This window comes from Arenimonas donghaensis DSM 18148 = HO3-R19, from assembly GCF_000743535.1.
GTDB lineage: Bacteria > Pseudomonadota > Gammaproteobacteria > Xanthomonadales > Xanthomonadaceae > Arenimonas > Arenimonas donghaensis.
The window spans coordinates 21,839-33,710 of record NZ_AVCJ01000012.1; the positions used below are offsets into that span (position 1 = coordinate 21,839).

Consider the following 11,872-nt stretch of genomic DNA (forward strand, 5'->3'; position numbering starts at 1 on the left):
CGGGTGACTGGGATCAGGCGGCGCGGGACTTTTCGCCGGTCGCGGGCTTGTCCATGTGCAGCGACGCGGCCTGCAGCTCAAACGGGTCGAAGTCGTCCACCATGATCGCGTCCAGGGTCATCACCCGCAGCTCTTCGAGCTGCTTGCGTTCCTGGGCCGTGATCCAGCCCTCGGCCACGCCCTCGTCGAGCTGCGACTCGAAGTCGAGCGCTTCGATGTCGCTGTTCTTGAGCGCCTTGAGGAACTTGCGCTCCACCGGCTCGGCCAGGATCACCTTGGGCAGGTAGCCGTTGATGCGGCCCGCCGGGTTGTTGGCGCAGGGCGTCAGGAACACGCCCTCGGCCAGGCGGTCGCGGGCGTCCGACGGCGACATCAGCAGCGCCGCGGCGCGGCGGCCCAGGCGATCGCTCGGGGCCTGGGCACGACGGCCCCAGGGGAAGACCAGCATCCACAGCAGCCAGCCCACCGGGCGGATCGGGAAGTTGCGCAGCGCGCCCGACAGGGCCAGTTCGATCTTGTGCGCCGTGTCGTGGAACGCCCAGGCCAGCAGCGGTTGTTCGGCGGCGGGACGGCCTTCGTCCTCATAGCGCTTGAGCATGGCGCTGGCGATGTACAGGTGGCTGAGCACGTCGCCCAGGCGGCCCGACAGCTTTTCCTTGAACTTGAGCTTGCCGCCCAGCAGCAGCATCGAGGTGTCCGCGACCAGGGCCAGGTTGGCCGAGTAGCGGTTGAGCTTGCGGTAGTAGCGACGGGTGTAGGCGTCGCCCGGCGCCTTGCCGATGCGCGAACCCACCAGGCCCAGGATCCAGCTGCGCACCGCGTTGGAAATCGCGAAGCCGATGTGGCCGAACAGGTTGGTGTCGAACTCACGCACCGCCTGCTCGCGGTCGGGCAGCATCGCGGCCTGCATTTCCTTGAGCACCCAGGGGTGGCAGCGGATGGCGCCCTGTCCGAAGATCATCAGCGAGCGGGTCATGATGTTGGCGCCCTCGACCGTGATCGAGATCGGCGCGGCCTGCCAGCCACGGCCCAGGTAGTTGAGCGGGCCGAGGATCACGCCCTTGCCGCCGTGGATGTCCATGGCGTCCTGGGCGACCTGGCGGGCCATTTCAGTGGTGTGGTACTTGGCGATCGCCGACGGCACCGCCGGCTTCTCGCCGCGGTCGACGGCGGCGGCCGTGGACTGCGACAGCGCGCTGCAGGCGTAGGCGTTGCCGGCCAGTCGCGCCAGCGCTTCTTCCACGCCCTCGAAGCGACCGATGGACAGGCCGAACTGCTTGCGCACGCGGGCATAGGCGCCGGTGACGACGGCGGCGATCTTGGACGCGCCGGAGGAGGTGGAGGGCAGGGTGATCGCCCGGCCGACGCTCAGGCATTCGACCAGCATGCGCCAGCCGGCGCCGATGTAGTCTTCGCCGCCGATCAGCTGGCTCAGCGGCAGGAACACTTCCTTGCCGCGCACCGGGCCGTTCTGGAAGGCGCAGTTGAGCGGGAAGTGGCGGCGGCCGACTTCCAGCCCCGGGGTGTCGCGCGGGACCAGCGCCAGGGTGATGCCGCGGTCGGATTCCTCGCCCAGCAGCTTGTCCGGGTCGTGCAGGCGGAAGGCCAGGCCGATCACCGACGCCACCGGCGCCAGGGTGATGTAGCGCTTGTCGAAGGTGAGCTTGACGCCAAGGACCTTGGCGCCGTTCCACTCGCCTTCGCAGACGATGCCGAAATCGGGCAGCGAGGTGGCGTCGGAGCCCGCGAACGGACCGGTCAAGGCGAAACAGGGCACTTCACGGCCATCGGCGAGGCGCGGCAGGTAGTGGTCCTTCTGTTCCTTGGTGCCGTAGTGCAGCAGCAGCTCGGCCGGGCCCAGCGAATTGGGCACGCCGACGGTGGAGCTGAGCGTGGCGGAAATCGAGGCCAGCTTCTGGATCACCTTGTGGTGGGCCAGCGCGCTGAAGCCGAGGCCGCCGTATTCCTTGGGAATGATCATGCCGAAGAACTTGTTCTTCTTCAGGAACTCCCAGATTTCCGGGGTCAGGTCGGCGTGGACGTGGGTGATCTCCCAGTCGTTGGTCATCCGGCAGACTTCCTCGACCGGGCCGTCCAGGAAGGCCTGCTCTTCGGCGGTCAGCACCGGCTTGGGCTGGTCCAGCAACTGGTTCCACTTGGGCATGCCGGAGAACAGCTCGCCTTCGAAGCCGACGGTACCGGCCTCGAGCGCGGTGCGTTCGGTGTCCGACAGCGGCGGCAGGATCTTGGTGTAGAAGCCCAGCAGCGGCGCCGTTATCAGCTTCTGCCGCAGCGGCGTGATCAGGAAGGGCAGGGTGCCCAGGGCAAGCAGCACGGCCGCGACGATCGTGGCCGCCACGTTGGCGCCGGCCAGGCCGACCGCCACCAGCAGCGTGGCCGCGATGGCGGTGAACACCACCAGGCTCAGCCGGTGGTAGGCGACCACCAGGATCGCCAGCAGCAGGGCGAGGAAGGGGGCGAGGATGCTCATCGGGGGTCTCCAAGGGAGGCCGGGTGGGGACCGGCCAGGGTAGTGATGAACTGAAGCAGGGCGTCGGTGAAGGCGTCGTTGTCGTCGCCGGCGACCATGTGGGTGGCTTCGGGCAGGCGCACATGATGCGCGTGCGGCGCCAGTTCCAGGAAATGCGCGACGGTCTGGTCGCTGACCAGGTCGCTGCGGCCGCCGCTGACCAGCAGCACCGGCACGTCGAGCTGGCGGCAGGCGTCTTCGATGGCGTCCTGGAGGTCGCCGGTCGAAGGAATGAATTCGGCGAGCAGCCGTGGGTCCCAGTGCCAGGCCAGGCGGCCATCGTCGCGCCGCTTGAGCAGGTGGGCCAGCTGGGCCGGCGACTTGCGCTGCCGGCGATGCGGCAGGTAGGCGGCGATTTCCTCGGCGGCATGCTCGAAGGAGTCGAAGCCGTCCGGGTGGGCGGTCATGAAGCCCAGGATGCGTTCGACGCCGGACGCTTCCCAGCGCGGCGTGATGTCCACCAGCACCAGCGCCGAGAACACCCGGTGCCGCGACTGCGCCATCAGCCCGGTCAGGCCACCCATCGAGGCGCCGACGAGCACGGGCCGTGGCCCGAGCGACGCTGCGGCCAACACCACGTCCTCGACGAACTGTTCGCCGCGGTAGGGCAGGTGCGACGGATTGCGGCCCGATTCGCCGTGGCCGCGCAGGTCCCAGGCCAGACTGGCGTGGCCGGCCTGCGCCAGGCGGCACTGGGTACCGGACCAGGCCTGGCGGGTCTGGCCAAAACCGTGGGCCAGCAGCAAGCCGGGTCCGCGGCCCGGGACGTGGCTCGCCTCAAGGCGAACGCCGCCGGCCGCCGCCAGGGAAAGCGGGCGCGTGCCGGGTGAAGCGACGGCGGCTGCGGAATGAACCATACGGGCGAGTATGGGCTGCGGTTTGTTCGCCTGTCAATACCAGCCCGTATGGTGCATCATCGCTCCATCCCGTAGACTTCGTGACCGTATGGTAACCCCTGTCTCCAAGCTGGAACGCCCGGCGCGCCTGAGCGCCGAGGATTGGGCCCTGGCCGCCCTGGACGTCATCGCCGAACAAGGCCTGGCAGCCGTCGCCGTCGAACCCCTGGCGCGCCGGCTCGGCGTCACCAAAGGCAGCTTCTACTGGCATTTCCCTTCACGCGAAGCGCTGCTCATCGCGGCGTTGGAGCGCTGGGAAGTCATGGAGCAGGAAACCGTATTCGGCCAGCTCGAGGCCGTGCCCGAGCCGCGCGCACGCCTGAAGGCGCTTTTCCAGCTCGTGGCGCACGAGCTCAAGCCCCACGTCATCTACAGCGAACTGCTCAAGGCGCTCGACCACCCGGTCGTGCAGCCGGTGCTCAGCCGCGTTTCCCAGCGCCGCCTGGACTACCTGGCCGCCAGTTTCCGCCAGGCCGGCCTGCCGCGGCTCGACGCGCTCAACCGCGCGCGACTCACCTACGCGGCCTACGTCGGATTCCTGCAGCTGTCGCTGCAGCTGGGCCAGCCGCGCCTGCACCACGATGAATTCGAGGCCTACGTCGGCCACGTCATGACGACGCTGATTCCCGACTAGCCTTCCCGACTTTCCCTTCACCGGCCCCGACAGGAGCCTTCCCCGACATGACAAGCAAGCTCGCCAGCCTCAATCAATGGGTCGAATCGGTCGCCCAGCTCACCCAAGCCGACGCCGTGCACTGGTGCGATGGTTCCGACGCCGAGAACACCGGCCTGGTCGAACGCATGCTTTCCAACGGCGACCTGCTCAGGCTCAACGAACAGACCCATCCCAACTGTTACCTGCATCGCTCCAGCCCGTCGGACGTCGCGCGCGTCGAACACCTGACCTTCGTCTGCACCCAGGATCCCGCCGACGCCGGCCCGAACAACAACTGGATGGCGCCCGACGAGGCCCATGCGGCGATGGACGCCCTCTACAAGGGCTGCATGCGCGGCCGCACGATGTACGTCATCCCCTACTGCATGGGTCCGATCGATTCGCCGCTCTCGCGCTGCGGCGTCGAAATCACCGACAGCCCCTACGTGGTCGCGAACATGCGCCTGATGACCCGCATGGGCGCCGACGCGCTTGCCCGCATCGAGCGCGAAGGCGCGTTCGTGAAGGGCCTGCACTCGATCGGCGAGCTCGACCCGAACCGGCGTTTCATCATGCATTTCCCGGAAGAGCTGGCCATCCAGAGCTACGGCTCGGGCTACGGCGGCAACGCGCTGCTGGGCAAGAAGTGCCATGCGCTGCGCATCGCCAGCTACCAGGCGCGGCAGGAAGGCTGGCTGGCCGAGCACATGCTGATCGTCGGCATCGAGAATCCGCAGGGCGAAACCCACTACATCGCGGCCGCCTTCCCCTCGGCCTGCGGCAAGACCAACCTGGCGATGCTCATTCCGCCGGAGGGCTACCGCCGCGATGGCTGGAAGGTCTGGACGGTCGGTGACGACATCTGCTGGATGCGCCCGGGCCAGGACGGCCGCCTGTACGCGATCAATCCCGAGGCCGGTTATTTCGGCGTCGCCCCGGGCACCAGCGAGAAGACCAACGCCAATGCGATGGCCATGCTCAACCGCGATGCCATCTTCACCAACGTCGGCGTCACCGCCGACAACCAGCCCTGGTGGGAGGGCATGACCACCGGCGAACCGGCGAAGGACTGGCAGGGTCGTCCCTACGACAAGGCGGTGTCGCCGGCGGCGCATCCGAACGCGCGTTTCACGGTCAGCGCGAAGCAGTGCCCCAGCTACACCGACCAGGCCGAAGCGCCGCAGGGCGTGCCGATCAGCGCCATCGTCTTCGGCGGCCGCCGGGCTTCGCTGGTGCCGCTGGTGCTCGAGGCTCGCGACTGGACCCACGGCGTGCTCGTGGGTGCCTCGATGGCGTCGGAGACCACCGCCGCCGCCACCGGCGCGGTCGGCGTGGTGCGTCGCGATTCGATGGCGATGAAACCCTTCGCCGGCTACAACTTCGGCGACTACTTCGCGCATTGGCTGTCGTTCGACAAGGAAGGGGCGAAGCTGCCGAAGATCTTCCAGGTCAACTGGTTCCGCAAGGACGCCGCCGGCAAGTTCATGTGGCCGGGCTTCGGCGACAACATGCGCGTGCTCGAGTGGATGCTCAAGCGCGTCACCGGCCAGGCCCACGCCATCGAGACTCCGGTCGGCAACCTGCCGCTGCCGGCGGACATCAATACCGACGGCCTGGAGCTCGATGCGTCCACGCTCGAGCAGCTGCTGGCCGTGGACCGCGCCGGCTGGAAGGCGGAAATGGAAAGCATCGCCGAGTACCTGGACGAATACGGCGACCGGACCCCGTCGGCGCTCAAGGCCGAACGGGCCAAGATCGCCGCCCAGCTGGCCTGAACCACGACGCCTGTGGGAGGGACTTCAGTCCCGAAGAGCCTTCGGGACTGAAGTCCCTCCCACAGGGTCCGGTCTGTTAAACCCTTCCGCTCCGGCAGGCATCCCAGTGGGTATGCTCAGTGCCGCCGTGACCCTTGAAACCGCCGACGCCCCGCGCGCCCCCGACCGCGACGAGGACCATGCCCTGGTCCGCGCCGCCGGCACCGGCGACGTGGCCGCGTTCGAGCAGCTCTACCGCCGGCACCATCGCCGGATCTTCGCGGTCCTGCGCCGCCTGTGCGGGCACGAGACCCGCGCCGAAGACCTGCTGCAGGAATCGTTCGTCAAGGCCTGGCAGGCACTGCCGTCCTTTCGCTTCGAAAGCGCCTTCGGTACCTGGCTGCACCGGCTGGCGGTGAACACCGCGCTGATGGAGCTGCGCAGCCGCCGCGGCAGCGAGGACCAGGAAACCGACGACGCCGCGCTGGAGTGGCAGGGCACGCCCGACAGTGCCGGCCTGCGTACGGCGCTGGGCCTGGACCTCGAGCGCGCGATCGCGACCTTGCCACCGCGGGCCCGCGCCGTGCTCGTGCTCTACGACGTCGAAGGCTGGAAACACGAAGAGATCGCCGACGAACTGGGCATGGCGGTCGGCAGCTCCAAGGCCCAACTACATCGTGCGCGCCAGCTGCTGCGGGCGCGCCTGGGAGAACACCATGACTGACCACGAACTGCGCTGGCAGCTGCGCCAGCTTCCGCGGGACATCGAACCGGCGCGCGACCTGTGGCCGGGCATCTCGGCCCGGCTGCAGGCACCGGTGGTTTCGCGCCGGCGGCCCTGGCTGGCCGTGCTTTCCCTGGCGGCGTGCCTGTGCCTGGCGGTGGGCCTGGCCGCGATGCTGCGCCCCACGCCGGCCGCCGCGCCCGACCTGTCCGCCGAACTGGTGCATCGCGAGGCCGAAGCCATGACCCTGGAGTACCAGGCGGCACTGCTTGAACTGCAGGGCGCGCCGATTCCCGAGCCCCTGGCGCCCGCCCTGGCCACCCTGGACGACAGCGCCGGTGAAATCCGCGCGGCCCTGGCCGAGCAGCCCGGCTCCGTGCATCTGCTTGACCAGCTCAAGCGCACTTATTCCCGGCGGTTGGCCCTGACCCAGCGCGCGGCGCTGGGCTGAGCCATCCGGACACATATATATAAGGAGTACGCCATGAACCCGCGCCTGAGTTTCCTCGCCCTTTCCCTGCTGCTGGCCCTGCCCGTCCTGGCGGCCACCCCGATCGACCAGACCCGCCCGCTGGCCGCGGACGGCAGCCTGCGCATCGAGAACCTCAAGGGCGAGGTCGTGGTCCGTACCTGGGACCGGGCGCAGGTCCACGTCACCGGCAGCCTGGGCGAAGGGGTGGAGAAGCTGGAAATCGGCCCGGGCGGCGACAGCCTGGCGATCGAAGTGAAGTACCCGCGCAACGGCGGGGGCTGGTTCGGCGGCAACAAGTCCGAGCCCAGCCGGATCGAGGTCCGCATGCCCGCGGGCGCCTCGCTGGTCGTCGACGTGGTCAGCGCGCACGTGGACATCGACGGGCTGGCCGGCAGCCCGAGGCTGGACGTGGACAGCGTCAGTGGCGACGTGCGGCTGCGCTCCTCCCGGGTCGGCGAGGCCCGTTTCGACCTGGTCAGCGGCGACCTGGAAGGCGAGCTCGACAGCGGCGACATCTCGGTGGACACCGTCAGTGGCGACGTCCGCCTGTCGGGGCGGAGTGGCGGCGAACTGGGCGTGGACTCGGTTTCCGGCGACGCCGAGCTGCAGTTCGACCGCCTGCGCCGGGCGGTCATGGACAGCGTCTCGGGCAACCTGTCCCTGCGCACCGCGCTGGCGCCCTCGGGCCGCATCAGCGCCGACACCGTCAGCGGCGGCGTGCAGCTGCGGCTGCCGGCGGACACGTCGGCCCGGCTTTCGGTGGAAACCTTCAGCGGCGGCATCTCCAGCCCGGTCGGAACGGTCAAAAGGGAGAAATACGGCCCCGGTGCCTCCCTGGAGGCCCAGCTGGGCGCCGGTGACGGCGAGCTCAAACTGGTCACTTTCTCCGGTGGGGTCAGGCTCTACCTTGAAGATAAGTGATTGATTCAACAGTGCTTACAGAACCCGGGGCGGGGGTGCGCCCCGGGTTTTTTGCATATTGGCACACGGTTTTGTCTATACAGGGCCTTAACCCGGTTTGCGGAGCGTAAAGATTGCGTTATGCTCCGGGAGCCAAGGCGTCCTTCAATGACGAAAGTCGTCTTTAGGCTTTTCGAGTCCCGAACTCTAGAGTCACCATCACTCTGACGTTGGAGAGAGAGTAAATGTCTAATTTCAATCAGCTGTCCGGCGCGATCCGTTTCGCGCTCCTCGCCGGCGCCGCTTCCACCTTCGCGGCGGTTCCCGCCTTCGCGCAGGACTCGGAAGACGACGCCGCCACCCTCGAGACCATCGAGGTCACCGGTTCCCGCCTGAAGCGCGCCGAGATCGAAGGCGCCGTTCCGGTCGTCGTGATCGACCGTGCTGCCATCGACGCCTCGGGTGACGTTTCCGTCGCCGACGTGCTGCGTGACACGACCTTCGCGTCGTTCGGCAACTTCCGTCCGCAGTCCGGTTCGTCGGCCCAGTCGCTGGCCACCATCGACCTGCGTGGCCTGGGTTCGGGTCGTACCCTCGTGCTGATCGACGGCCGCCGCGCCCCGACCAGCCCGATGGCTGCCTCCTCGGGCTCCGACCTCAACGCCATCCCGCTGGCTGCCGTTGAGCGCATCGAGATCCTGTCCGACGGCGCCTCCGCCGTGTACGGTTCCGACGCGATCGGTGGCGTGGTCAACGTCATCACCCGCAAGGACTTCAACGGTGCCGAGCTGCGCTTCGGCGTCGGTTCGACCGAAGTCACCGGCGGCGACCTGGAAGACAAGTCCGTCGTGTTCGGCTCGTCCTCCGACCGCACCCGCGTGATCGGTGGCGCCTCCAACTCCAAGCGCGGCATGGTCTTCACCCGCGACCAGATCGGTGGCGACCGTCGCGGCGTTTCGACCTTCGGCAACAACTACTACAACTGGAACACCCAGGCCATTGAAGCCGTTCCGGGCTTCAGCTGCGACGAGGGCGCGTTCTACTTCCTCGGCAACGGCCTGTGCTCGTTCAACTTCAACTCGGTTGCCGCGAACGAAGCCAAGGTCGACAACACCGCCGTGTTCCTGCGCGCTGATCACCAGATCAACGACAACTGGACCGTCTACGGTGCCGCCTCGATCACCAAGGTCGAGACCTTCGGTCGTTACGCGCCGGGTCCGGGCGTGCTGATCGTCGACGACGGTACCCCGTCCGACATCAACAACGGCGTTGCCTGCGGCGCCGGTGGCTGTGCCCCGGGCACCTCCGACGGCCTGCCGACGTACTACTTCCACCGCTTCGCCGCGGCCGGCAACCGTGACAACTTCACGGACGCCACCAACGCCGACTACCTGGTGGGCTTCCAGGGCCAGCTGACCGATACCATCGGTATCGACTTCGGCCTGCGCCGCACCGACTACAAGTTCCTGGAACTGGGTCGTGGCTACATCGTGACCGACCTGGCCGCCATGGCTGCCAACTCCGGCGCGTACAACCTGGCCGATCCGTACGGCACCGATCCGAACGTGCTGGCCGGCATCCAGGCCACCATCAACCGCGAGTCGAGCTGGAAGACCGATGAAATCTACGGCCTGCTGAGCTTCGACCTGTTCGAGATGGGCGGTGGTACCTCCAACGGCGTGTTCGGCGCCGAGTACCGCGAAGACACCTTCGTCGACCAGTACGACTCCCTGTCCGAAGCCACCAACCAGTACGGCGGCCCGGCGATCATCGGCTCGGCCGGTAACTCGTCGGCCGGTGGTCGCGACGCCAAGGCCGTGTACTTCGAGTGGCTGCTGCCGTTCACCAGCACCTTCGACATCACCCTGGCCGGCCGTTGGGACAGCTACAGCGACTACGGCAGCGACTTCTCGCCGAAGGTTGCCATGCGCTGGCAGCCGATCGAGACCCTGACCTTCCGTGGTTCCTACGGCCAGGGCTTCCGCGCCCCGGGCCTGGACATCCTGACCCAGAAGACCACCTTCTCGGCGGAGCCGGTCAACGATCCGCAGTCCTGTGCCGCCCTCGGCCAGCCGACCAACTGCCAGCTGCAGGTTGACACCTTCTTCCAGGCCAACCCGGACCTGGCGTCGGAAAACTCGACCCAGTTCAGCGTCGGCCTGGTGTGGGATCCGCTTGAGTGGCTCGACTTCTCCATCGACTACTACGACATCGAAGTCGAAGACTCGATCTCGCAGATCGGTGCGCAGGACGTCATCAACTCCGACCTGGATCCGGCCACCTACGGTCCGATCCCGCCGGGCCTGAGCATCACCCGTCGTGCGAACGGCTCCATCGACAACATCGTCGGCGGCTACGCCAACCAGGGCACCGTCACCACCAACGGTATCGACTTCCGCGCCAACACCCGCTTCGACATGGGTGGCTGGGGCGAAATGCGCAACCGTCTGACCGTCTCGCACATCGAAAGCTACGAGGTCGATGACCAGCGCGGTTCGGTGACTGAGTTCGCGGGTCGCTTCGGCACCCCGGATCTGCGCGCCACCCTGCAGAACAACTGGACCTTCGGTGACTTCACCGCGGCCTGGAACGTCAACTACATCGACGGCCAGACCAACAACACCACCGTTGCTTCGACCATTGGCGGCTACGCCACCAATGACGTGCAGCTGTCGTGGAAGGCCCCGTGGAACGGCACCGTGTCCATCGGCGCGACCAACATCGGCGATCGTTACCCGCCGCTGAAGGCGTACGACGGCCGTCCGTTCAACTTCTACCTGTACGACGCGTACGGTCGCACCACCTACTTCCGCTACACCCAGACCTTCTGATTTGGGTTTAAACGGTTGATTCGAAGGGCCCCGGTAACGGGGCCCTTCTTTTTTGCGCGACAGCCCCGGTAACGGGGCCCTTCTTTTTTCCCGGACCGCCCCCGACAATGGCGGCATGGATTTCCCCGGAAACACGCCTGCCGACACGGCCGCCCGGCGCGCCGCCTGGACCGCCTATTGGGCGACCGGGGGGCTGCATTCCTGCGTCGGCAGCTTCGACGGCAACTACAGCGGCGCCATCGGCGCCTTCTGGCGGGACGTTTTTGACCGCCTGCCCGGCGGGCCCCTGCGCGCGCTCGACCTGGCCACCGGCAATGGCGCCCTGCCGCGCTTGCTGTGGGAGCACCGCAAGCAGGTGCCTGGATTGGAAGTGGACGCCGTGGACCTGGCACAGCTGGCTCCGGGCTGGCTCGACCCCAGCCAGCATGCCGGCCTGCGATTCCACGCTGGCGTAGCGATGGAGAACCTGCCGTTTCCGGACGCCTGCTTCGACCTGGTGGGCAGCCAGTACGGATTCGAATATGCCCTGCGCGATGCGGCCCTGGCCGAGGCACTTCGCGTGCTCAAGCCCGGCGGGCGACTGGCCCTGGTGATGCACCACGCCGACTCGGTGCTGGTGCGGGTGGGCCGGAGCGAGCTGCGGAACCAGGCGATCGTGCTGGCCCCGGAGGGACTGCTGCCGGCCACCGCGGCGGTGCTGCCCTGGATCGCCAAGGCCCGGGCCGGCATCGACCCCAGCGGCGAGCCCGGCGCGCTCGAGGCGCGCAACGCCTACAACCGGGCGATCCAGGCCCTGGCCACCGACATCGCCGGCTCCCCGGCGCCCGATCTGTTGGTCGAGGCCCGCGCCTGGGTCAACCAACTGTTGGCGGGCACCGGGGCCGACCCGGGACCGTCGCTGGAGAAACTATCGGCTTACCGCGACGGCCTGGTGGCAGCCGGTTTGCGTACCGGCGAACTGATCGAACATGCCCTGGGCGCGGAGCAGCTGCAGTCGCTGGTCCAGGCGATCCAGGCTGCAAGGCCGGCTGCCCGCGTTGAGGTGGAGACCCTGCAGCAAGCCCAGGGCGTGTTGGGCTGGGGCCTGCGCCTGGAGCCGGCCTGAGCGGG

The 11,872-nt window shown here is 67.9% G+C and carries 9 protein-coding genes; 7 read left to right on the forward strand and 2 right to left on the reverse strand.

Features of this window, described 5'->3' with window-relative positions; translation table 11 throughout:
- Positions 1–13 precede the first annotated feature (13 nt).
- Together N788_RS06420 and N788_RS06425 are read right to left on the reverse strand one after the other, a co-directional pair.
- A complete protein-coding gene (locus N788_RS06420; RefSeq protein ID WP_034222648.1) occupies positions 14–2,491 on the reverse strand; it encodes an acyl-CoA dehydrogenase in 2,478 nt (825 codons plus the stop codon).
- Entirely contained in the window at positions 2,488–3,387 is a 900-nt protein-coding gene (locus N788_RS06425) for an alpha/beta fold hydrolase (protein ID WP_034222649.1), read from the reverse strand. Before N788_RS06425 ends, N788_RS06420 begins: the two co-directional genes overlap by 4 nt.
- A gap of 88 nt (positions 3,388–3,475) precedes the next feature.
- Between N788_RS06425 and N788_RS06430 the strand changes: the two genes are divergently transcribed.
- The 7 genes from N788_RS06430 (at position 3,476) to N788_RS13865 (ending at position 11,867) form a co-directional block, all read left to right on the forward strand.
- Positions 3,476–4,060 (forward strand): TetR/AcrR family transcriptional regulator, encoded by a 585-nt coding sequence (locus tag N788_RS06430; protein ID WP_034222652.1) that lies wholly within the window; start codon positions 3,476–3,478, stop codon positions 4,058–4,060.
- A gap of 47 nt (positions 4,061–4,107) precedes the next feature.
- Positions 4,108–5,856 carry a phosphoenolpyruvate carboxykinase (GTP) gene (locus tag N788_RS06435; protein ID WP_034222653.1) on the forward strand — a complete coding sequence of 583 codons (1,749 nt, stop codon included), beginning with the start codon at positions 4,108–4,110 and terminating at the stop codon, positions 5,854–5,856.
- Positions 5,857–5,968: 112 nt separating this feature from the next.
- Positions 5,969–6,559: an RNA polymerase sigma factor gene (locus N788_RS06440; protein WP_051924436.1), complete on the forward strand. Its 591-nt coding sequence runs from the start codon at positions 5,969–5,971 to the stop codon at positions 6,557–6,559.
- Positions 6,552–7,010 carry a hypothetical protein gene (locus tag N788_RS06445; RefSeq protein ID WP_034222656.1) on the forward strand — a complete coding sequence of 153 codons (459 nt, stop codon included), beginning with the start codon at positions 6,552–6,554 and terminating at the stop codon, positions 7,008–7,010. The genes N788_RS06440 and N788_RS06445 overlap by 8 nt, the downstream gene beginning before the upstream one ends.
- 33 nt (positions 7,011–7,043) lie before the next feature.
- Complete coding sequence (locus N788_RS06450) at positions 7,044–7,952, forward strand: DUF4097 family beta strand repeat-containing protein (RefSeq protein WP_034222659.1); 909 nt, start codon at positions 7,044–7,046, stop codon at positions 7,950–7,952.
- A gap of 224 nt (positions 7,953–8,176) precedes the next feature.
- Positions 8,177–10,762 carry a TonB-dependent receptor plug domain-containing protein gene (locus N788_RS06455; RefSeq protein ID WP_034222660.1) on the forward strand — a complete coding sequence of 862 codons (2,586 nt, stop codon included), beginning with the start codon at positions 8,177–8,179 and terminating at the stop codon, positions 10,760–10,762.
- A 115-nt stretch (positions 10,763–10,877) separates the two neighbouring features.
- Entirely contained in the window at positions 10,878–11,867 is a 990-nt protein-coding gene (locus tag N788_RS13865; RefSeq protein WP_051924437.1) for a methyltransferase domain-containing protein, read from the forward strand.
- Positions 11,868–11,872: the final 5 nt, after the last annotated feature.

What these genes read in the sequence shown, in the direction of transcription:
- N788_RS06420 (WP_034222648.1), bottom strand. Translation starts at nt 2,491, where the DNA reads ATGAGCATCCTCGCCCCCTTCCTCGCCCTGCTGCTGGCGATCCTGGTG.
- N788_RS06450 (WP_034222659.1), top strand. Translation starts at nt 7,044, where the DNA reads ATGAACCCGCGCCTGAGTTTCCTCGCCCTTTCCCTGCTGCTGGCCCTG.
- N788_RS06440 (WP_051924436.1), top strand. Translation starts at nt 5,969, where the DNA reads ATGCTCAGTGCCGCCGTGACCCTTGAAACCGCCGACGCCCCGCGCGCC.
- N788_RS13865 (WP_051924437.1), top strand. Translation starts at nt 10,878, where the DNA reads ATGGATTTCCCCGGAAACACGCCTGCCGACACGGCCGCCCGGCGCGCC.
- N788_RS06430 (WP_034222652.1), top strand. Translation starts at nt 3,476, where the DNA reads ATGGTAACCCCTGTCTCCAAGCTGGAACGCCCGGCGCGCCTGAGCGCC.
- N788_RS06455 (WP_034222660.1), top strand. Translation starts at nt 8,177, where the DNA reads ATGTCTAATTTCAATCAGCTGTCCGGCGCGATCCGTTTCGCGCTCCTC.
- N788_RS06445 (WP_034222656.1), top strand. Translation starts at nt 6,552, where the DNA reads ATGACTGACCACGAACTGCGCTGGCAGCTGCGCCAGCTTCCGCGGGAC.
- N788_RS06425 (WP_034222649.1), bottom strand. Translation starts at nt 3,387, where the DNA reads ATGGTTCATTCCGCAGCCGCCGTCGCTTCACCCGGCACGCGCCCGCTT.
- N788_RS06435 (WP_034222653.1), top strand. Translation starts at nt 4,108, where the DNA reads ATGACAAGCAAGCTCGCCAGCCTCAATCAATGGGTCGAATCGGTCGCC.